Here is a 21588-nt window from a genome sequence, read left to right on the forward strand (position 1 = left end):
GAGTAACTTCCGGGCAACACCCTCGAAATCGTGACATATGGAGGCCGTGGTGGTCTGGCCGTTATCCCCTGCGTCCCGGCTGATCGGCGGCGGCCTGTCCGCCCTGCTGCTCACCTCCGCGCTCGTCACCGCCGCCCCGGCCGCCCGAGCCGCCGCCCCGGGCCCCTCACCCGCCGCAGCTCCCGCCTCACCCGCCGCAGCTCCCGCCGCCGTGCCCACCGCCGTGCCCACCGCCGTGCCCACCGCAGCGCCCACCGCAGCGCCCACCGCAGCGCCCGCCTCAGCGCCGGTCTCTGTGCCGGTGGCGTCCGCCGTCAGCCGTACGGCCGAGCCCGGCGACGCGGAGCTGGCGGGAACCGCCGCGCGCGGCGGCCTCACCCGCGAGCGGTTCTACTTCGCGATGAGCGACCGCTTCGCCAACGGCGACCCGCGCAACGACCGGGGCGGCCGGTCCGGCGACCGGCTCACGACGGGCTTCGACCCCGCGGACAAGGGCTTCTACCAGGGCGGCGACCTCGCGGGACTGCTGAAGCGGCTGGACTACATCCGCGGCCTCGGCACCACGGCGCTCTGGATCACCCCGGTGTTCGCGAACCGCCCGGTGCAGGGCGAGGGCGCGGACGCCTCCGCCGGCTACCACGGCTACTGGATCACCGACTTCACCCGCATCGACCCGCACCTCGGCACGAACGCCCAGATGAAGACCCTGGTCAAGGAGGCGCACAAGCGCGGGCTGAAGGTCTTCTTCGACATCATCACCAACCACACGGCCGACGTGATCGAGTACGCCGAGGGCACCCGCGCCTACCGGCCGAAGGGCGCGTACCCGTACGTGGACGCGAGCGGCGTCCCCTTCGACGACCGCGACCACGCGAGCGGTGACACGTTCCCGGAGGTGACCGCGGAGTCGTTCCCCTACACACCGCGGGCGCCCGCGAAGGCCAAGACGCCGAAGTGGCTGAACGACCCGGCCATGTACCACAACCGGGGTGATTCCACGTTCGCCGGCGAGAGCGCCGAGTACGGCGACTTCTCCGGCCTGGACGACCTGTGGACCGAACGCCCCGAGGTCGTCGACGGCATGATCGACATCTATCGCACGTGGGTCCGCGACACCGGGATCGACGGCTTCCGCATCGACACGGCCAAGCACGTCAACATGGAGTTCTGGGAACGCTTCTCACCCGCGCTGCGCGACTACGCGGCCAGGCGCGGCAACACCGGCTTCTTCACGTTCGGGGAGGTCTACTCCGCCGACCCGGCGTTCACCAGCCGCTACTCCACCCGCGGCGGCATGGGCGCCACGCTCGACTTCCCGTTCCAGGAGGCGGCGCGGTCCTTCAGCGGCGGGGGCGCCGACGCCGGCCGGCTGGCCGCGCTGTACGCGGCCGACGACCACCACACCGACGCCGACTCGAGCGCGGCGAACCTCCCCACGTTCCTCGGCAACCACGACATGGGCCGCATCGGCCACTTCCTGGCCCAGGACAACCCCGGCGCCGGCGACGCCGAGTTGCTGCGCAGGGACCTGCTGGCGCACGAGCTGATGTACCTCACCCGCGGCCAGCCGGTCGTCTACTACGGCGACGAGCAGGGCTTCACCGGCGGCGGCGGGGACAAGGACGCGCGGCAGAGCATGTTCGCCTCCAAGACCGCCGACTACCTGGACGACGATCTGATCGGCACCGACGCCACCCACGCCGGCGACAACCACACGCCGTCGCACCCGCTCTACCGTGGCATCGCGGCGCTGGCCGGGCTGCGCGACGCGCACCCGGCGCTCGCCGACGGCGCGCAGGTCGAGCGGCTGGCCCAGGGCGGCGTCTACGCCTTCTCCAGGATCGGCGCCAATGAGCAGATCGAGTACGTCGTCGCGGTCAACAACGCCGAGACCGCCGCGAACGTCGCCATCCCGACGTACTCCCCCGGCATGACCTTCACCCCCGTCTACGGCCAGGGCGCGGCCGGGGGCGTGAGCGGCGCCGACGGAAAGCTGGCCGTGACCGTGCCGCCGCTGTCGGCCGTGGTGGTCAAGGCCGCGGCCCCGCCGGCACCACCTGTCGGCGGGCCCGCCGTCTCGATCGCGCTGCCCGGGGCCGAGATCAGGGGGACGGCCGAGGACGGGCGGGTGCCGATCACCGCGACCGTGCCGGGGACCGGGTTCGGCCAGGTCACGTTCGCGGCCAGGGTCGGCGACGGCGCCTGGCGGCCGATCGGCACGGACGACGCGCCCAACGGCGGGACGTACCGGGTGTTTCATGATCTGCGCGGGCTGGCGGCCGGGACGAAGGTCGCGTACAAGTCCGTCGTGCGGGACTCCGCCGGGGCGCTCGCCTCGGCCACGGCGGAGGCGGTCGTCGGACCCGAGCCCGCGCCGCAGGAGCCGGGCGCGGTCAAGCGCGACTGGCTGGTCGTGCACTACCAGCGGGGCGATTACGACGGGTGGGGCCTGCACGTGTGGGGCGACGTCGAGAACCCGACGGAATGGGGGAGCCCGCTGGCGCTGGAGGGCGAGGACGCGTACGGCAGGTTCGCCTGGATCAGGCTCAAGCCTGGCGCCACCAGCGTCGGGATCATCGCGCACAAGGGCGACGAGAAGGACGGCGGCGACCGCGTGGTCAATCCGTCGCGCACCGGCGAGATCTGGCTGGCCGAGGGCGAGGCGGACACGTTCACGTCGCGGGCCGCCGCCGACGGGTACGCCACCGTCCACTACCACCGCCCCGACCAGGCGTACGACGGGTGGGGCCTGCATCTGTGGGGCGACGCGATCGCCGACGGCACGGCCACGGACTGGGCGGCCCCCCGCGCGCCGGACGGCGTCGACTCCTTCGGCGCGTACTGGAAGGTGCCGCTGAAGAACCCCGCGCTCCCGCTCGACTACGTCATCCACCGGGGCGACGTCAAGGATCCCGGCGCGGACCAGTCCTTCACCCCGGCCGCGCAGCCGGAGGCGTACGTGAACTCGGGGGAAGAGACCGTCCACCCGGCCAGGGCCGCCGCCGAGAACACGGTCGTCCTGCATTACCGCCGCCCGGACGGGAACTACGACGGCTGGGGGTTGCACGTGTGGGGTGGCGCGGCCGAGCCGACCGACTGGACCTCCCCCGTGTCGCCGTCGGGCACCGACGGCTTCGGGGCCGTGTTCAGGGTGCCACTCGCCGAGGGGGCGACGAGCCTGAGTTACATCATCCACAAGGGCGACGACAAGGACCTGCCCGCAGACCAGTCGCTGGACGTGTCCGCGTCGGGCCACGAGATCTGGCGGCTGGCCGCCACCGAGGGCCATCTGCTGCCGCAGGAGGCGGCGACGGCCGCGGACGCCGACCTGACCAAGGCCAGGGCCCACTGGATCGACAGGGACACGGTCGCCTGGCAGGCGGAACCGTCGTTCCAGCACTTCCTGGCCTTCAGCGCCGAGGGCGACATCGCCTACGACGAGGGCGACCTCACCGGCGACCTGCGGCTCATCCGGCTCGTTCCCGGCACGTTGAGCGAGGAGCAGCGGCGCGCGTGGCCGCACCTGGCCTCCTACCCGGCGTTCAAGGTGGACCCGCGCGACGCCGACCTCGTCCGCACGGCGCTGCGCGGCCAGGTCGTGGCCGTGGAGCGGGACGCGTCCGGCACGTTGACGGCCGCCACCGGCGTGCAGATCCCCGGCGTGCTGGACGACCTCTACGCCGCCGCGGCCGGCGCCACGCTCGGCCCGACCGGCCGGGTGGTCCCGAAACTGGCGTTGTGGGCGCCGACCGCACAGAAGGTCGAACTGGCCCTCTACGGTCAGGGCCGGAGCGTGCACCGGATGCGGCGCGACGACGAGACCGGCGTCTGGTCCGTGCACGGGCTGCCGACGTGGCTGGGCCGCGAGTACACGTTCCTCGTCACGGTCTACTCCCCCAGGGCGGGCAAGGTCGTCACGAACGAGGTCACCGACCCGTACAGCCTGGCCGTGGTCCCGGACGGGGCGCGCGGCAGGCTGGTGAGCCTGGACGGCGGCGAGCACAAGCCGCCCGGCTGGGACCGGCTGGCCAAACCGGCGGCGGTGCCGCAGGACCGGGCGTCGATCTACGAGCTGCACGTGCGCGACTTCTCCGCCTCCGACCCGACCGTCCCCGCCGGGCGGCGCGGCACGTACGCGGCCTTCGGCGGGGACGGCGCCGGCATGCGGGAGTTGCGTACGCTCGCCAAGGACGGGCTTACGCACGTGCACCTGCTGCCGGCGTTCGACTTCGCCACGATTCCGGAGCGCGCCGCCGACCGTACCGAGCCGGACTGCGACCTGGCGGCGCTGCCCGCCGACTCTGACCAGCAGCAGGAGTGCGTGGGGCGCACGGCCGCGAAGGACTCCTTCAACTGGGGGTACGACCCGCTGCACTACACGGTGCCAGAGGGCTCCTACGCGACCGACCCGGACGAGCGGACCAAGGAGTTCCGCGGCATGGTCGCCGGGCTCAACCGGGCCGGGCTGCGTGTGGTGATGGACGTGGTCTACAACCACACCCACTCCACCGACGTGCTCGACCCGATCGTGCCCGGTTACTACCACCGGCTGCTCGACGACGGCACCGTGGCCACCTCCACCTGCTGCCCCGGCACCGCGCCCGAGCACACCATGATGGGCAAGCTCGTGGTCGACTCGATCGTCACCTGGGCGAAGCAGTACAAGATCGACGGCTTCCGCTTCGACCTCATGGGCCACCACCCGAAGGCGAACATGCTCGCCGTCCGCGCCGCCCTCGACGAGCTGACCCTGGCCGAGGACGGCGTGGACGGCAAGTCGATCATCCTGTACGGCGAGGGCTGGAACTTCGGCGAGGTGGCCGACGACGCCAGGTTCGAGCAGGCCACCCAGGCGAACCTGGCGGGGACCGGCATCGGCACCTTCACCGACCGGCTCCGGGACGCGGTGCGCGGCGGCGGCCCGTTCGACGAGGACCCGCGCGTGCAGGGTTTCGGCTCAGGCCTGGCGGGCGACCCCAACGGCGCCCCGGCCAACGGCACGGCCGAGCAGCAGCGGGCGCGGCTGGCCGGCTACTCCGACCTGATCAAGGTGGGGCTGACCGGGAACCTGGCCGGCTACGTGCTTCCCTCGGGCAAGAAGGGCTCGGAGGTCGACTACAACGGCTCGCCCGCCGGTTACACGGCCGCTCCCGGGGAGGCGGTGACGTACGTGGACGCGCACGACAACGAGACGCTGTTCGACGCGCTGGCGTACAAGCTGCCCCAGGCGACGCCGATGGCGGACCGGGTGCGCATGCAGGCGCTCTCGCTGGCCACGGCGGTGCTGTCGCAGGGCACGACGTTCGTGCACGCGGGCAGCGAACGGCTGCGCTCGAAGTCGCTCGACCGCAACTCCTACGACTCCGGCGACTGGTTCAACCGGCTGCTGTGGGACTGCGCGGCGGGCAACGGCTTCGGCGCCGGCCTGCCGCCCAGGGCCGGCAACGAGGCCAAGTGGCCGTACGCGCGGCCGCTGCTGGCCGACCCGGCGCTGCGACCCGACTGCGCGGCGATCAACGCCTCCCGGGCCAGGTACGGCGAGTTGCTGCGGATCAGGGCGTCGTCGCCGGCGTTCGCGCTGGGGTCGCTGGGCGAGGTGCAGCAGCGGCTGTCGTTCCCGGACTCGGCGGAGGGCGTGATCACCATGCACGTGGACACGACGGGCCTCGATCCCCGGTGGAAGTCGGTCACGGTCGTCTTCAACGCGACGCCGTCGGCCCACACGCAGGCGATGCCTTCGCCGGCGGGGCGGCGGGTGGGGCTGCATCCCGTACAGGCGGGGTCGGACGATCCGGTCGTACGGCAGTCCTCCTTCGACCCCGGCGCCGGCACCCTGACCGTCCCGGCCCGCACGGTCGCCGTATTCGTCACGTCCTAGCCCTCTTCGTCACGTCCCAGCCGTTGGACGGATGTCGTGGGCGCGTTGGCCGGATGTCTGGGGGCGCGTTGGCCCGCCATCCCTTGGCGGGGTCCGCGCGGGGGTCCGCCGTCTCGTGGGGGCCCTCCGGCGCATGTTACGGGTGCCCGATAGCGGGCAGCATCACCATGTTCGTGTCGAAGACGGCCCATCACTGGCGTCGGGGCGCACGACGGCGCAGACTGGGTAGACGGCGATCGCGTGGAGCAGTGGAGCACCCGTGGACAATCACCTTGATCACATGCCGGTCCTGTCCCGCGGCAGGCATCGCAACCCGAAACGCGGTGCCTGCTTCATGGAGCTGGCCTCCTACCTGGCCGGCGAGCGGTGGAGCGACCATCCGGCCTGCACGCATCCGTTGCTGGCCGCACTGGCCCGGCTCGTCAACGACAACACCAGTGACGAGAGCCGCGCCAAGCTGGTCCGGCTCGTCCCCTCCATCATCGGCCTGGCCAGCGACGACCTGCGGGTGGACGCGCGGATCGCGCTGCGCTGCGCCACCACGGCGCTGCCGGTGGCCGCCGCCGAACGCCAGCTCGCGCTGGCGGTGTCGGTGCTGGCGGCCGAGGAGATGCTGGCCCGCCTGGACGGGGCACCGTCAGGACGGCTGAGCGAGCAGAGCCGGCGCGCGATGGCGGAGGTGCCGCACGCGACCGAGCAGGCCAGGCGCTTCAGCCGCGCGGCCCGGATCACGGACAAGGGCTTCCGCCGGTACGCGGCGCCGAACGCGGTGCAGCTGTCGGTGGTGGGCATCGTACAGGCGTGCATCCCGGACCCGGACGCGCTGCTGCGCACGCTCCTGGAAGAGGCGATCGCCGACACCACCGCCCTGATCGACGTCCCGCAGACAGACACGCCCGCGGTCACCACCCCGATCCACGCCTGACCCGCCCACCGTCCCCCGCGCCGCTCCCACCGAGCTCCACGGGGTGAAGCGGCTCGTACGCTCGCCTGCCGGCTGGAGCGAACTCTCGCCCAGCCCAACAACCGGGTTCGGGTTTCACGCGGCGTGCGGGGTGAAAGTCACGCGGGAGTCACCCTCGTCGATGGCTACGTTCAACACACCGTCCAGGGCCTTCGCCAGGCGCCGTAGCAGCGGGAGCGTAGGCACGGTGTCTCCGCCCTCCATCCGGGAGACCTGAGGCTGTGTCATCCCGGCCCGCTCGGCCAACTCGGCCTGGGACAGGCCAAGCTCGATCCGGCGGTTGTAGACCGCCTGCCCGAGATCGCCGGCCAACCGCGCGTCGACGTACTCCTGGTCGTACTCCACCGACTCACCGGCAAGCTGCCGGGTTCGGCGCGTCTTCCACGTGCTGTGGTTCATCAGTTCTCCTTGCGCCGACCGTAGGTGTGCTGAGCATGGCCGTGCCCGGCCTCGCAGACCTTCTGTGTCTGCTGGGCACGCTCTACTTCCGACGCTTCACGCATCTTCGTCTTACGGAACACCGTCAGCAGAACGATCCGCCGCCCGGGCGCGGTGCGGGCAGCATGCTCGGAGACCTGGTCAAGGCGGTCCTGGAGCGGGCGCTGGAGGCCGCCGGATCGAGCGTCCGGCCTCGCTGCCCGGAGCCGGGATATTCGTCTGCGTTCGCTCCGGAGACCCGCGACACGGACCTGGCCGAGGCCGAAGGTAAACCGGTCATCTGCCCCGGTGCAGTCATCTGGCCGATTACCGCCCCGGGTTCCCGGAACGCCCAGCCGCGCCACCTGTTCCCCAAAACGGGAGCCGCGCCGGGGAGCCAGCCGCTAAAGAGCCGAGGGTCGTGGCGGGGAGGGGCTCGGCAGCGTCCTCCCCACCACGAGCGCCCGGTCGTGGGTGTCTACTCCTTTGTCGTGAAGGCGTACAGGTTGCCGTCCCATGCGCCGGCAACGAGCGTGTCACCGGAGACGGCGGGCGCGGAGGCGACCCACGTGCCGATCTCGTAGTTCCACACCGTGTTGCCGGTCAGCCGATCGAGACCGTAGAGGATTCCGTTGTTGGAGCCGATGTACACCGTGTCGCCGCTGATGGCAGGCGCCGACAGGACGCCCCCGAGGTAGGGCTTACCGGGCAGGTTCACGCTCCACACAACCGAGCCGGTCGCCACGTTGAGCGCGGTGACGCGCCCGTCCGGGAAGCCCATGTACAGGGTGCCGCCGACGACGGCCGGCGCCGAGGGAGTGGCATTGCCGGCGATCCATGACGCGCCGGGGCTGCGGTACGTCCACAGGGTCGCGCCCGTGGTGCCGTCGCGGGCGATCACGCCGTTGTTCGAGCCGATGAAGACCCCGCCGTCGACGGCGGTGGGGGCACCGTCCTGCCAGCCTCCGAGCAGCGCCGCGGATGTCCAGAGCCGCGTACCTGTGGCCACGTCGTACGCGACGACCCGGTCCGCGGTGTGGTTGCCGACGTAGACCTTCCCGTCCGCGACCGCCGGAGTCCCGTCGCTCATGGTCGACCCGGTCATCGGGGATTCCCAGAGGCTCGCACCGGTCTTGGGGTCCAGCGCCGTGAGCAGGCCCTGGCTGGCCTTGCCGTAGCGGGTCTGGTAGGCCCAGAACACCTTGCCCTCGGCAACGGTCGGCGAGTAGTACGAGTACGAGCGCTGCCGGTTCGGCGTCGCGGGCTCGGGCTCGCGCTTCCAGCGCTCGGTGCCGTCGGCCGCGTCGAAGGCGTGCAACGTGCCGTTGATCGTCGGGACGAACACCAGGCCGTCGAACACGGCGGGCGAGCCGTGCACGGAGGCGTCGGTCCGAGCCGACCACAGCAGCTTGCCGGTCTTCAAATCGACGGCGCGCATGCCGTTGTTCTCCAGCCCGTTCTCGTCGCGGGTGCCGACGTAGGCGACGCCGTTCACGATCGCGGACGAGCCGGTGAGGATCGTGCCGGGCGTGCGGTGCGTCCACGCCAGCTCAAGATCTGGGCGCACCACGTCCCCGCTGACCCCGCTGTGGCGCGCGTCACCGTGGAACTGCGGCCAGTCGGCGCCGGGCTCGATCTTGGCCGGTGCGGCGTCGGTCAGCCGGAAGGTCGACGACTTCTGCCACTTGGCTCCGCCCTTGGCGACGGCCTGCACGTCCAGGGTGTGCTCACCAACCGCAGGCTTCGCGCTGCCCGCGTACGGGCCGAACCATGTGAAGTCGCCGGACTTGTTCAGGGAGCGCCACTCGCCACCGTCTACGCGGTAGCGAACCTGCCCGACCTCATCGGTGGTTTGGTACGCGTTCACCTGGATCTCGCGGAGCCCCTCGGCCGAGACCGACGTTCCAGGGGCGGGGTTGGTCACCGAGAGCGCCTGCTCGACACCGTACATCCGGAACGGGTTGTCGAAGTTGTCGCCCCACATGTTCACGTAACGGAAGCCACGCGGGCTGTGGTCGATGGTGTACGAGCTGGAGTTGGTCTGGATGTGCTTGGCGCCCTTGACCCAGTCGGTGTCGACGTCGTTGGAATGCTCATGGCCGACGAGCACGAGCTCGGTCTCGTACTTGTCGAGCAGCTCGGAGAATGAGTCGTAGCTCGAGTTCCCGCCGAACGGAACGTTCATCGGCTGGTGCATCAGGACGACCACGCGCTTGTCCTCCGCGTGAGCTTCCAGGTCCTGGCGCAGCCATTCACGCTGCTCCTCGATCGGCGCGGCGCCGTTGTTCTCCAGCACTACGAAGTGGCGGTTGCCCTGGTCGAACGAATACCATTCCGGGCCGACGTAGCGCCGGTAGTTGTCGATGCGCGCCGCGTAAGTCGCTCCGGGGCGGTACTCGTGGTTGCCCACCGCCGGCCATACTGGCAGCTTCGATGCCGCCGTGCCAGTGCGGTACTTCTGGAACTCCGCGTCCGTCGCGTTGTTGGTGAGGTCACCACTGACCTGCACGAATGCCAGGTCCTGCGAGGTCGAGGTGATCGCCCGCATCTGGTCGGCGAGATTCCCGTTCACGTGCGGGTCGGCAACGTTGGCGAAGGTGAACCTGTCGCTGTTCGACTTCGGATTGGGCAGGAGCGCGAAATCCGCCGTGGACTGCGCGCCGTCCGCGAGTTGCCCCAGATCCCGATAGAACCGTGGGGTCATAGCCTCATCGGTGGGGACGTCGAAACCAGCCGGCTTGGTGATGAAGACCAGGTCAGTTGTCCGGCGGTCCACGTCGATGCTCAGGGCGTACCGGCCCTCGTCATCCGTCACCACGGTTTTCGCGCCGTCGGAGACGCTGACCCCGGCGACACCTGGCTCGGTCTTGGCCTTGCGGCCGTCGCCGTCCTTGTCCTGGAACACGACACCTTGAACGGTCGCCACGACCGGGTCCAGGACCTCGGCGACCACCGGCACCAGCGGGTTGACCAGCACGAGCGCGGCCATGCCGCCCATGGTGACGACCAGCGCCCGGCGTAACGTCGGTGATACACCGCGCGCGCCGAGTTCATTGGTACTTCCCACAACCAACTCCAATTTCTTGATGGGTTAACTACTTGCGTGGAAAGAAGGCCTTGTAATGGGGGTCAGGTCAGAAAGCGTTCGAAGAACCAGACGAAGCCGAATATCCCGGCCACGGCCGTCGCGCCGACGTGTGCGTACGACGACCACGCGAAACGGCGGATGAGCAGCAGCAATGGAAAGAGCAGGCCGATGATCAGCAGCTGCCCGAGCTCCACGCCCACGTTGAAGCTCACCAGCGAACCGAGCAGGCGGCCGCCGAGCTGATCGGTGAAGCTGAGTGTGCTGGCGAAGCCAAGGCCGTGGAGCAGGCCGAACCCGAAAACCACGAGTGGCCGGTGCCGCGACGCGCCGCCCAGGATGTTTTCCACGGCGACATACGCGATGGACAGCGCGATCAGCGGCTCGACGATCTTGTCTGGCACTTCGACCCATCCGAGTGCTCCCATGATGAGAGTCACGCTGTGGGCCACGGTGAAGCTCGTCGCGAGGGTGAGCACGCTGCGCCAGCCCCGCGCACCAAGGAGAAGCAAAGCAATGAACAGCACGTGGTCGATGCCGCTGAGGATGTGCTCGGCGCCCATGACGATGAACCGGGCCACCAAGTCGAGAACGCCGGTCTTACCCGCTTCGAACTCGTGGTGGCCGGTGTCGAAGACATACGTGCCGGTGGCCGCGCCGAGTGCGTAGTCCACGATGTTGGTGTGGTTGTCGACGACCGCGTCTCCGGCGGCGAAGACGTTGTAACGCACCGTGAAACCGCCGGAAGGTGAGCCCGGGCAGGCGTAGATGAGCACGCTGCGCGCGTAGACCTGTTCCTGCCCCTCCACAACACCCGTGTTCGCCAGCTCGCCGGAACATCCCACTCCATCCACCGACACCGTGACACGCTCGGTGAGGTAGGACTCGAGCTGGTCATGCTTTTGCTGCAGCAGCAGCTCACGGCCTTGTCCACCCTTCCAGGTGCCGAGCCCGGCGGCCGCGGCCAGCACGTCGTACTCCAAGTCGAGCTCATAGCGCACGGAGGAGCCGTCCTGCCGGATCAGCGAGGTTCCTTCCGTAGCACGGGGGTGCGCAGAGGCGGATCCTGACGCGAACGTGATGAGCAGGACAGCAGTCATCACGGCGAGGCTCGCGGCTCTACAGATCCACACCCCGCCCGGAAGACGCATCTCCCACTCGTCCAGGCCGGAAGTCTTAGTCACGAGTTGGATCTTTATAGAGCACTTATACGGACAGGGGCGTGATCGGTTCACTCGGGGTGAACAGTTCCGGGCGACGGCGCGAACGGATGGGTAGCGGCCTAAACTGCCAGAACTCGGACTTTCCGCCGCGCGTAGCGCGCCTATCGCGGAGGGCCATGCTTGTCCCCCCGGGCGCTCCCTTCCAGATCACCGAACGTCGCCTTTGGTTCCGGTCGGTTGAACAGCCGATCGGCGATCCGTGAGGTCAGCGCCGTGAGTTCGGCATCCCAGGACACGACGAGATCGTAGGTGAGACACAAGGTCACTTGCAGGCCATCGCCCATACACGCACCGTCACGATGGCGAACAGCTTAAAGATCTACCGATGTAGTACGGGGATCCGGGACCGCGGACAGCAATACATACAACTCGCACTGCTCACCGTCGGTCACCACGGCCGGTGGATCAGGGTCGGTGGGTCGGCGCGGCAGCAGCGTGTCGATCGGCGATGATGGCATGAGCGGGTGTGACCTTCCGGTGTCATGTTGTCTCAGCAACTCCGTGATCACCGATGTGGTCGCACCCGCCCTCGCGCGACTCCAGATCTTCGCATCCAGCCGACGCCACCCGCATATGCCCGAGTCAGGCGCCCATTAATCGACTACGCAATTGCCCTGGGCCTGACGACCGGGCCTGTGGCGCAAGCAGGCAGATCCATGGCCACCGCTCGCCGGTTGTGGCGGACCGTGACCGAGCAGGTCTCGCGACCGCTCCTGAGGAGTTTCGGATGGCGCTTTAACACCGTAGGTCGTTGCCCATCCAGTGCTTACCGAGAGGTGAGGCGCTCAATCTCGTGGATAACGGCTGCCCGGGAGTCGAGGAGGTTCTTGTATGTATCGGCGGTTGGCAGCGTGCGCGACGTGTCTACGTCTTGCAGCGCTTGTAGTCTCACCGGGTTGTCCGCGCCGCCGAGTTGTGCGAGCTGGTCGAGGAGTGCGAAGTCCTCCTGACCGTCGCGGAATAGCTCCCAACGAATGCTGGACACCGGGCCGTTGGGGCCGGGATAGACGAGGTATTCGTCTCCGGGCCGGTACTTACCGAAGTTGGGGAAGGTTACTCCCATGAATGTGGGGTTCGTGTAGGGGTCTTGCGGCCACGAGTTGTAGGACCAGCGCAGGTAGCCGTCAAGGTTGCGCTGTGCGCTGATCCAGGGCAGCAGGCGGGCACCGACTGGCGGCGACTGCGTGAGGGTGTTCGGGTGGATCGGCTGATTCCAGGTGTAGAACGTGGTCTTCTTGCCTTCAGCCTTGCGCTTGTCGATCAGTTCTTGCGGCCAGGAACTACGCGAGCCTTCGTTGAGTGACAGCTCATTGGCGAGCGGATCGGAGCTTTCGCCGCCGGCGATCGCAAACCGGTTGGCCGCCAGGTCCGGCGCATATTTCTGTACGAGGTCGAACGCCACCTGCATCTCGTTTGTGGGCCGCTCATCGAAGGCGAGATGCGTCTGGTGGAGCCAGCCCTTTGTGCGGAGGTGTTCCTCGAAGGTGACTAGGAACGCCGACCACGCGTCTGTCCATCGCTGCCCGCCGAGGTCGACCCACTCCCACACTTCGGAATTTGTCCGCGTGTCGGTGTAAGTGAGGTGGGGTGGTGGTCCCCCGAATCCGAGCAGACCGAAGACGCTGATTTGTGGGCCGATGCCGGAAGCTAGCGATTCTGCGACAAAGCGGTCCCAGTTGCGGAAGTCGAACGACCAGTCTTCCCCGTTGTAGGACCAGCTGATCAGCGAGTGCCACGGGATGTACGTCTGCGAGTGCCATGACCCATCCGGGCGTTCAAGCGGCCACGGATCGGTCACCGCTGCTGTGTTGACGACGCGCTGACCATGCTCGGCGAGATCGGCCAGATACGGTCGCAACGCCGCGAAGTGAGCGTCCGACCATAGCGGCAGGTGCAACTGGTCAGCGATGGTGTCCGGCTGGAACCACACATTGAGATAGAAGTTCCGCTGCGCGGGAGGCGGCAGCGTCACATCCGCAACCTTGACGGTCAGGTCATACGTCACCGCCCTCGCGTGCTGGGCACGCACCACGATGCGGCTGTGGTACGTGCCGGGGCGCGCCGTTTCGGGAACATCGAAGGTGAACCAGACCGGCTGAACCATGCCGGCAGGCACGTCAACCGTGTCGACGCCGCGTAACGGATCAGCAATCACGCCGCCGGGGGCGTTGGGGCTGTTCGGGATGTACTGCGGATAACGCACCTGGATCTTCTTGGAGATCGCGCCGCCCTCGCCAGTCGGCTTCAGTGGATCAACCTGCACCCGGAGCTTCTCGAGGTCCTGGGCGCTGGTGACGGCGAGCTGGGCGGACGCGTGCCCGCCTCGTACGACCGACAGGGACAACCGCCGGTCGCCGGCGGGAACCGGATCAGGGGCGGCCTGCGGGACGCGGTCGAACGACGAGGACGCGAAGTCGCCGGTCGGGACCCAGGTCCTGAGAGTGTCCGCGAGTGGACGCGCGTTCGCCGAAGCGGGTGTGACGGCAGATCCGATCAGGAGCGCGATGACCGTGAGCCCCACGGTGAAGCGGCGTGACCTGACCACTCTGGTAGGTAGATGAGGGATGTTCGACGGTGCTGGCACGTGATCAACTCCCTGAGCGATATTGCTGGCATCCGACGGATGTCGATCAGTATTGAACAGGGCACTGAGTCCCGCAAGAGGAGAGTGCTCGATAGCGACGGCTTCTCGGCAATATCGAGCAGAAAACTCCATGCTGGTCCGACGGCCTAACCACTGACGAGGAGTCGCGCTGGCCGGGCGGGGAACGTGATTCTCGCCGTCGCGCCGAACCCGGCGCTCGACGTCACCCATGGATTCGGCGATTGCACCGCAGCTCGGTGCAGCGGGTACGGACCGTCAGCGAGCGCCCCGGCGGCAAGGCGGTCAACGTCGGCCGGGTGCTGCATCAGTTGGGGGAGAAGGTCCCCCGGAGGGCGGCCCCTTCGTTCCCTCGCCTGCACACCGGGTGACGTTGACAATGCACGGAGACTGGTTCATCCCGTGGCCGATCTTCCGTCGCTTCATTGACGGTGTCCGGGCGTCGGGGGACCTCGTGGAGGTTGGCCGGGAAGGGTTGCCCACGCAGGAGCTGGGTGACTAACTGGGTGACCACCGGGGCGGACACCAGCGGACGACCAGGGACACCGAAGGACGATCAGAGCGGGTCAACGCTGATGGCGTTCCAGGTCATCGGGCTGTGTTGGTTGCCTGGGGGGTCAAGGGGTCGCAGGTTCAAATCCTGTCGTCCCAACCAGATTTTTACTGGTCGAGCAGGGTGTCACTCAAAAGGGTGGCACCTTTTGGAGCCCGTGTACAAACTGATCCCTGAACCCGCTGCGTGGGCGACAAATGGGTGAAATGGTGACGTAGCGCGAATCGTCGACAACGCGGAGCGACCTTCCGGTAGTAACAGCGGTTATCCAAGCCCTGTCACCAACCGGAAGGCCTGCCGCCGTTGTACGCCACCGCTCCTGTCGTTGTCCCCCGCAACGAAGAAACTGCCTGCTCATGTGTGGCCTGCCGCTATGGTGGCGGAGCTCGCCGCCCGCCCCCATCAGCAGCAACCGATACGATCACGCTAGCCGCATGACAACCCCAACGCGTGTCCACTTTCGCGGGGAAGGCCCCTGACCCATCGCCTTGAGCGCCGCCGCGCTGACCGCGGGCAGAAAAGACGTGAACGCCTTCCCATCCGGATACGTGGCCTTGCGAGGGCGGAAGGTGTAGCCGAGGAAGGTGAACGAGATGTGCTCGAAAGAGCCTCGCCGCCTCGAATCCCGGCAGTACACGATCTTCGTTTGTCGGGATGCAGCCGCAGCCCGACCTGTTCCATTCTCTCGGCGAGCGCAGCAAGCACCTGACGTGCCTGCCGCTCGGTCACGCAATGCACCACGGCGTCGTCGGCGTAGCGTTCGAACTCCACTGTCGGGACCTCGCGTTCCCCAGCCACGTGTCGAACGCGTAGTGCATGAACAGGTTGGCCAGGACGGGCGATACCGCTGATCGGGGTTCCCCGGTGCCGGTCGACCAGGGTTCCGTCGGGTTGCTGGATGGGGGCGGCGAGCCACCGCTTCACATACAGCAATACCCATCGTTGGTCGGTGGTGATGTTGGCCTCGACCGCCTTGACCATCAGGTCCCACGGCACGCTGTCGAAGAACTTGGCGACATCAAGGCCAATCACCCAGTCCTTCTTCCAGCACCGCTGACGGCACTTGGCCACCGCGTCCAGGGCGGAGCGACGGGGCCGGTACACATAGGAATCGTCATGAAAGATCGACTCCGTTCGAGGTTCCAGCGCCAGCGCCGCCACCGTCTGGGCGACCCTGTCGGCCACGGTCGGTAATCCCAGAACGCGGGTACCTCCCCCCCAGCCTTCGGGATTTCCACCGCCATCACCGCAGGAGGGAAGTAGGTTCCCGACGACATTCGATTCCAGATCTTGTAGAGGTTGTTCCTCAGATCGGCTTCGAAGTCCTCGATGGACTGCCTGTCCACTCCGGCAGCGCCCTTGTTGGCCTTGACTCGCTCGTATGCCTCCCACACCAGCCGCTTCGAAATCGCGAAGGGCTTGTCCTTCGGTTCCGACATGCTCACCCGCTTCCTCCCAGGCCTTGCCCGGTTGTTCGTGCGAACAAATCGACAGATGAGCCGGCCCCTTCGCTCCACCCCCATTACCGGGGCTTCGTCACTACTACGGGCCGGTCCGCCAGCGGACGCCGCGACAGTACTCAACGCCTCACGATTTCTGCCGCCCGGCGCACTCCCTCTCGCCACCCCGACCGCGCACGGCCCGGACAGCGGTGTCGGCATCCGCCTTCCCACGTTCCATGCAGAAGCCGCAGACCGGACTCGCGCCGCCTCTACGCCGGACACCACCTGGCCAATAGACGGGCACCCGCCAGGCTCATCCCGGGCCCTTTTAACCACCCCGGTTTTGATGTCATCTACTTGTTTCGACGCGTCCTCGGACGGTTCGCTCTCGCTCGCCTTCCCGGTCCCCACCTGACGCATCACGTGCGCCTTTTCCTCAACGCTCACCACGACGGTCTTCAGCCAACGCAGCTTGAGGTGGTTTGACGTCTCCCCCCGCAGGGCGACGCCGAAGGGCCAGACCTTCATCTCCTGCACAGCACCGCATCCAGCGAGGTCACCTACACAACGACCTCACCTTCTGCGCTCGTGGCGCACTCAAAGAACAAGCTAAGCAACCCAGCATGACCACGTCACAACAATCGGGTCAGAACCGTTCACCACCACATGTCTGCGGCGATTCCCGACGTCAAGGAGACGGCGTAATGATCGAGGAACAGCCGGGCGATCAGATCGCCGCGTGAACCGGTGCCCGACTTGGCGAAGATCGACTTCAGGTGGTCCTGCACGGTGTACGACGACACGTGCAGCCGGCCGGCGATCTGCTTGGTGGACAAGCCCTTGGCCACCAGTTCGGTGACCCGGCGCTCGCTGTCGGTGAAGCCGTACGCATCGACCATCAGGGGCGCCATCTCGGCGGGGCGAGCAGCTTCCAGCATCACTGCGACCTGCGGTTCCGGGCCGTCATTCAGCAGCGAGCCTCGGACGATCAGCCACCGGCCGGCCCGGGTGCGCGCTCGGGCCTTGGCCGGCCGGGTATCGGTCGGCGCAGGTGCTGCACTCGTTGCCGGGCCGCAGAGGGAACGGGCCTGGCGGGCGACAGCGGAGATCACCAGTGGCAGCCGAGCGCCCTCTCTGTCACCGGTGCCCAGCTCGTCCAGCAGGTGATCCGCTGCCTTGTTGGACATGCGCACGCCGTCATCGGCGTCGAGGACCAGCAGAGCGACGTCGTCGGCACCGGCCTGTGCGTCACCGAGCAACAGGCCGCGCCGTAGTCCATCGGCGATCAGGCCGGCGATCGACGAGACGAACTCCACCTCGGCCGGGGAGAAGTACGGGCGCCCCGCTTCCCGGAACACGGTCAGCTGCCCCCATGTCCCGGTGCTGCCGGCGAGCACCACCCGCAACTCATCGGAGAATCCCCCGGGGCGGCGGATCTCCCGCTGACGCAGGCTACGGTCGAGATCACCGGCGGTGGCCTCACTCAGGGTGCCGGCCGAGCGGCCGGCGTGGGCGAGCTGTGACCACTTGTTGAAGTCCGGCTCACGCACCTCGATCTCCACGAGCCGGAGCAGCGCGGCCGCGGGCAGGCCGTTCTCCACGAACTCCGCGGTCGGGAGCATGGTCGCCGGGTCGGTCGTCATCATGCAGGTGCCCTCGGCGGGCACGGCCCGGCCCAAGGCATCGCCGACGGCACGCGCGAAGTCCGGCACGGACAACCCTCGGTGAACCAGCCTGACGATTTCGTCGCGGACGCGCGCATGCGCCGCCGATGCGTTAACCACGATCGGGAGCTTATGGCGATCGACGGCATAATCCCAGAAATCTGGGATACAACCCGGCTCCACGATCTCGCATGCTGGTCGCACAGATACGGTATCCGCCCGGGCAGGCCGGGCCGCACAGAGGGAGCCCCGTACGCCATGATCACCGTCGATACCACCCTCGCCGCCGGCACCTGGGTCGGCGATCCCGTCCATTCCGACGTCTCGTTCAAGGTCCGCCACATGGGCGTCGGCAAGGTCAGGGGAACGATTGCGCTCGCCTCGGCGGCGCTGACCGTCGGCGACGACGGCGGCCGGGTGACCGCCCTCATCGACCCCGCCTCGGTGCACACCGGCAACGAACAGCGCGACCAGCACATCCGGTCGGCCGACTTCCTGAACGTGGAGAACCACCCGCAGATCGAGTTCACCTCGACCGAGGTCCGCGGCTTCGACGGCGAGACCTTCATCCTGGTCGGCGAATTGACCCTGCACGGTGTCACCAGGACCGTCGAGCTGGAGGCCGAGTTCCTCGGCGTCGTCGACGACCCGTCCGGCGCGGAGCGCACCGGGTTCTCGGCGACCACCACCATCAGCCGTGCCGCGTTCGGCGTCGACATCCAACTCGGCTTCGGCGCCGGCAACGTCGTGGTCGCCGACACCATCGAGATCGCCATCGCGGTCGAGTTCACGAGCACCGGACCGGACCCACGATGACCCTCGTGGCACACCGTCGTACGTACCGAAAGGATTGGAAACGTGAGTAAGACCGTGCTGTACATGTCGATGTCGGTGGACGGGTTCATCGCCGGGCCGAACGTGGCGCCGGGCAACGGGCTCGGTGACAAAGGGCAGCGGCTGCATGAGTGGTTTCTGCCGGATGCCGACGCCGAGCACAGAACAGGCAGCCACCTGGCGGGCGTGAACCGTGAAGTCATGGACGAGGCCATGGCCACCGGGGCGGTCGTCGTCGGCCGGCGGACGTTCGAGCTCGCCGACGGCTGGGGCGGCGACCACCACGATGGCGTGCCGATCTTCGTCCTGAGCCGCCGTCAGCCCGATCCCAAGCTGCAATGGCCCGGGGTCACCTATGTAAGCGACGTCACGGCCGCGATGAGCATGGCCAAGGACGCGGCCGGCGACAAGGACGTACTGGTCCACGGAGCCCGCACCGCTCGGCTGGCACTTGCCGCAGGCGTCCTCGACGAACTGCAGATTCACCTGATCCCGGTCCTACTCGGACAGGGTGAACCGCTCTTCGAGGACATGCCACCCGACCACATCGAGCTCGAACTGCTCCGTGCCGTGGACGGGCCGGGTGTGGCGCACCTGCGCTACCGCGGAAGAACGGCGGGCTGAGGCGATGGCACTCATCCGGCTGTACATGACCATATCCCTGGACGGTTACGTCACCGGGCCGCGGGACAGTCTGGACACCCCGATGGGCATCGGCGGGTTCCGCCTTTTCAACTGGCTCGATCGGCGCAACGACCCGGGACCAAGCGGACAGGTGTACACCGAGGTGCTGGTCACCCGCGCCGTCATCTCCGGCCGCCGTACCTACGAACACGCCGACCGCTGGCAGGGCGACCATCACGACGGCGTCCCGATCTTCGTCCTGACCCACAACGTCCCGGACGACCCGCCACCGGGCGGCGTCCGCTACGTCACCGACGTCCGCGAGTGCGCCGCACATGCCCGCGCGGCGGCCGGGGACGGCGACGTGATGGTGCACGGTGCCGGGGCGGCGCAGGCGCTGCTGCGGGCAGGGCAGCTCGACGAACTGGAACTGCACGTCGTACCGGTCCTGCTCGGGCAGGGACGAAGGCTGTTCGACAACCTGCCCGCCGAGCACATCGAACTCGACGCGGTCCGCCGGTTGACCACTCCGCAGGTCGAGGATCTCGCGCAGCACGTCACGCACATGCGCTACCGCATCCGCCGTCCGTGACCCGGAGCTTGCTGATGGTCGGAGAGGGGGATAGCGCCTCACAGTCCAGAGCCGAACCCAGTGACCGTTGACATCGTCTCTTTCATCGCTGCTCTGATAGGCGTCGTCACTCTGATGTTGGGTTCGGGAGCAGCGAGCGCCACAAGCATCGCGCACTCAGCTAATGCGGCGGATTCCGCTATACGGGACAATTCGATTCTGAAACCAAGGAACGAGGTTATTCATGCCATCCATTCGTCGTATTACGTCTTGTCTAGTCGTGGTCGGGTTGTGCCTGACCATGTCCGTGACCCGAGCGTTGGCGTCATCCGGATCCGAGCGGGAGGTTGCGCCCGCCACCGCTGGCCCGTGGCTTTCCAGCGGTTGGTACTGGAACAACGAAAGGCAGTGTTACGCGGATAAAATCGCCAAGTGGGGGCAGGGCTATGAAGTCCGACCGGTAGAGCAACTTTGCTATCACAGCGGCCCCGACATGACGTTCTTCGGATATCGGACGCCCTGACACGTGAATCAACCTCAGCCAGGCAGGCGGCAGCGAACCCTGGCCGGCGACGGTGATCGTCGATCAGGGATTCGGCGGGGATGGGGTTAGGCGGCCGCTGGTTCGACGGTGACCTTAGGGCCCAGGGCCTGGAGTTTGGCGATCAGTCGCTGGGCTTCCTTCTCGGGGTCTTTGCGGGTGGTGAAGTAGTCTTCGCCGAGTTCGTGGTACAGCGTGCTGGTGGCCAGGACGTGCCAGATGATGACGATCATGGCGTGGGCGACGGTGACGATCGCCTTGTTCTTGGCCACGCCGCTGCGGTAGCCGCCGTTCTTCATCACGTGCCGGTGGTAGAGCGAGCGCAGGTAGCCGGTATGTCGCACCGCGGACCAGGCGGCCTCGACCACGACCGGTTGCAGGTGCTGGTTGCCGTGGCGGCGTCGTCCGGGCTTGCGTTTGCCCGCCGACTCGTGGTTACCCGGAGCCAGTCCCGACCAGGCGGCCAGCTTGGCGGCGGTGGCGAAGAACTCCCGCGGGCAGGTGAGGTTTCGCCGATCACCTGGGCGGCGGCCATCGGCCCGATCCCGGGGATGCTCGTCAAGAGCTCCCGGGCGAGGCGAAAGGGCACCATCATCTCCTCGACCTGCGCATCGAGTTTGGCGATCATCTGATCGAGAAGATCGAGATGCTGCAGGTGCAGCCGGCGAGCCGCCTCTTTGTGTACGCTGTAGAACGTCTTGTAGGTGCGCTTGATGGTGACCCGCCCCTGCGGGCCGTCACCGGGAGTGCGGACCGCGATGGCGATCTCGTCCTTGCCGACATCGATCGCCGCGCACCGCTGGTAGAGAACCTGCATGCCGTCCCGCCCTTCCCCAGGACCTGTTGATCAGGACATGCATGCCACCCGCGGAGCCCCGACAGTGATCTAAGAAGCTGACACTCGCGTTCACGACGCAACCCGGGGGACACCCGAAGGTGAGGGCTCCAGCGTCCATCTCATGGACGGTCTCCACGAGCCATAGCGGACCGACGTCAGCGGGCAGCACACCCAGCGATTCTCATCCACGCGAGCACGCCCGAAGGGCGGATCTGGATCTAATGGCCAAGTCGCGTCACAAGAACCTGCGCCAGTACTTCAAGCCGACGCCAGAGGCGATCGCGGAGGTGACCGCGTTGCTCGCGCCCGCAGGAGCGCAAGCCTCTGCTCCCCCTCCAGCCCTGCACAGCGG

General features: G+C 67.8%; 13 protein-coding genes and 2 pseudogenes. 6 read left to right on the forward strand and 9 right to left on the reverse strand.

Going from position 1 to position 21588, the window contains the following annotated elements; all coding sequences use genetic code 11:
* Positions 1-49: 49 nt before the first annotated feature.
* Both pulA and ITP53_RS04915 read left to right on the forward strand, forming a co-directional pair.
* A complete protein-coding gene (gene pulA / locus ITP53_RS04910; protein ID WP_328813995.1) occupies positions 50-5878 on the forward strand; it encodes a pullulanase-type alpha-1,6-glucosidase in 5829 nt (1942 codons plus the stop codon).
* A 259-nt stretch (positions 5879-6137) separates the two neighbouring features.
* Positions 6138-6803 (forward strand): hypothetical protein, encoded by a 666-nt coding sequence (locus tag ITP53_RS04915; protein ID WP_328813996.1) that lies wholly within the window; start codon positions 6138-6140, stop codon positions 6801-6803.
* A gap of 114 nt (positions 6804-6917) precedes the next feature.
* Here the strand turns inward: ITP53_RS04915 and ITP53_RS04920 are convergent, their stop codons facing one another.
* The 5 genes and pseudogenes from ITP53_RS04920 to ITP53_RS04935 all read right to left on the reverse strand — a co-directional run bounded on the left by ITP53_RS04920 (position 6918) and on the right by ITP53_RS04935 (position 14382).
* Positions 6918-7241: a helix-turn-helix domain-containing protein gene (locus ITP53_RS04920; protein ID WP_195894072.1), complete on the reverse strand. Its 324-nt coding sequence runs from the start codon at positions 7239-7241 to the stop codon at positions 6918-6920.
* 496 nt (positions 7242-7737) lie between these two features.
* On the reverse strand, positions 7738-10326 hold the full coding sequence (locus ITP53_RS04925; protein ID WP_195894073.1) for an outer membrane protein assembly factor BamB family protein: 2589 nt from the start codon (positions 10324-10326) through the stop codon (positions 7738-7740).
* A 62-nt stretch (positions 10327-10388) separates the two neighbouring features.
* Positions 10389-11327 carry a HupE/UreJ family protein gene (locus ITP53_RS04930; protein ID WP_195894074.1) on the reverse strand — a complete coding sequence of 313 codons (939 nt, stop codon included), beginning with the start codon at positions 11325-11327 and terminating at the stop codon, positions 10389-10391.
* A 383-nt stretch (positions 11328-11710) separates the two neighbouring features.
* A pseudogene (locus ITP53_RS61695) lies at positions 11711-11833 on the reverse strand (IS701 family transposase); the annotation flags it as partial.
* A gap of 500 nt (positions 11834-12333) precedes the next feature.
* Positions 12334-14382, reverse strand: a complete 2049-nt coding sequence (locus ITP53_RS04935; protein ID WP_195894075.1) for a DUF4091 domain-containing protein — start codon at positions 14380-14382, stop codon at positions 12334-12336.
* An 11-nt stretch (positions 14383-14393) separates the two neighbouring features.
* Here ITP53_RS04935 and ITP53_RS04940 point away from each other — a divergent pair, with 11 nt between their 5' ends.
* Positions 14394-14540 carry a hypothetical protein gene (locus ITP53_RS04940; protein ID WP_195894076.1) on the forward strand — a complete coding sequence of 49 codons (147 nt, stop codon included), beginning with the start codon at positions 14394-14396 and terminating at the stop codon, positions 14538-14540.
* A gap of 608 nt (positions 14541-15148) precedes the next feature.
* On the opposite strand, the gene ITP53_RS04945 is transcribed toward ITP53_RS04940, so the two are convergent.
* Positions 15149-16114, reverse strand: coding sequence for a reverse transcriptase domain-containing protein (locus tag ITP53_RS04945; protein WP_328813999.1), 966 nt, complete (start codon positions 16112-16114; stop codon positions 15149-15151).
* 706 nt (positions 16115-16820) lie between these two features.
* A complete protein-coding gene (locus ITP53_RS60090) occupies positions 16821-18011 on the reverse strand; it encodes a helix-turn-helix transcriptional regulator (protein WP_195894077.1) in 1191 nt (396 codons plus the stop codon).
* Between the two features lie 75 nt (positions 18012-18086).
* Here ITP53_RS60090 and ITP53_RS04955 point away from each other — a divergent pair, with 75 nt between their 5' ends.
* From ITP53_RS04955 to ITP53_RS04965, 3 genes are read left to right on the forward strand one after another with little or no spacing between them, the layout of a single operon-like run.
* Positions 18087-18644, forward strand: coding sequence for a YceI family protein (locus ITP53_RS04955; protein WP_195894078.1), 558 nt, complete (start codon positions 18087-18089; stop codon positions 18642-18644).
* Between the two features lie 42 nt (positions 18645-18686).
* The gene (locus tag ITP53_RS04960; protein ID WP_195894079.1) at positions 18687-19286 is read left to right on the forward strand and encodes a dihydrofolate reductase family protein; all 600 of its coding nucleotides are present in this window, start codon (positions 18687-18689) and stop codon (positions 19284-19286) included.
* 25 nt (positions 19287-19311) lie between these two features.
* The gene (locus ITP53_RS04965; protein WP_236050453.1) at positions 19312-19878 is read left to right on the forward strand and encodes a dihydrofolate reductase family protein; all 567 of its coding nucleotides are present in this window, start codon (positions 19312-19314) and stop codon (positions 19876-19878) included.
* A gap of 588 nt (positions 19879-20466) precedes the next feature.
* Here the strand turns inward: ITP53_RS04965 and ITP53_RS57030 are convergent.
* Together ITP53_RS57030 and ITP53_RS60955 are read right to left on the reverse strand one after the other, a co-directional pair.
* On the reverse strand, positions 20467-20700 hold the full coding sequence (locus ITP53_RS57030) for a hypothetical protein (RefSeq protein ID WP_236050454.1): 234 nt from the start codon (positions 20698-20700) through the stop codon (positions 20467-20469).
* Between the two features lie 69 nt (positions 20701-20769).
* Positions 20770-20865 (reverse strand): annotated as a pseudogene (locus tag ITP53_RS60955) (transposase); the annotation flags it as partial.
* Between the last annotated feature and the right edge of the window lie 723 nt (positions 20866-21588).

The organism is Nonomuraea cypriaca, assembly GCF_015645445.1.
GTDB classification, from domain to species: domain Bacteria; phylum Actinomycetota; class Actinomycetes; order Streptosporangiales; family Streptosporangiaceae; genus Nonomuraea; species Nonomuraea cypriaca.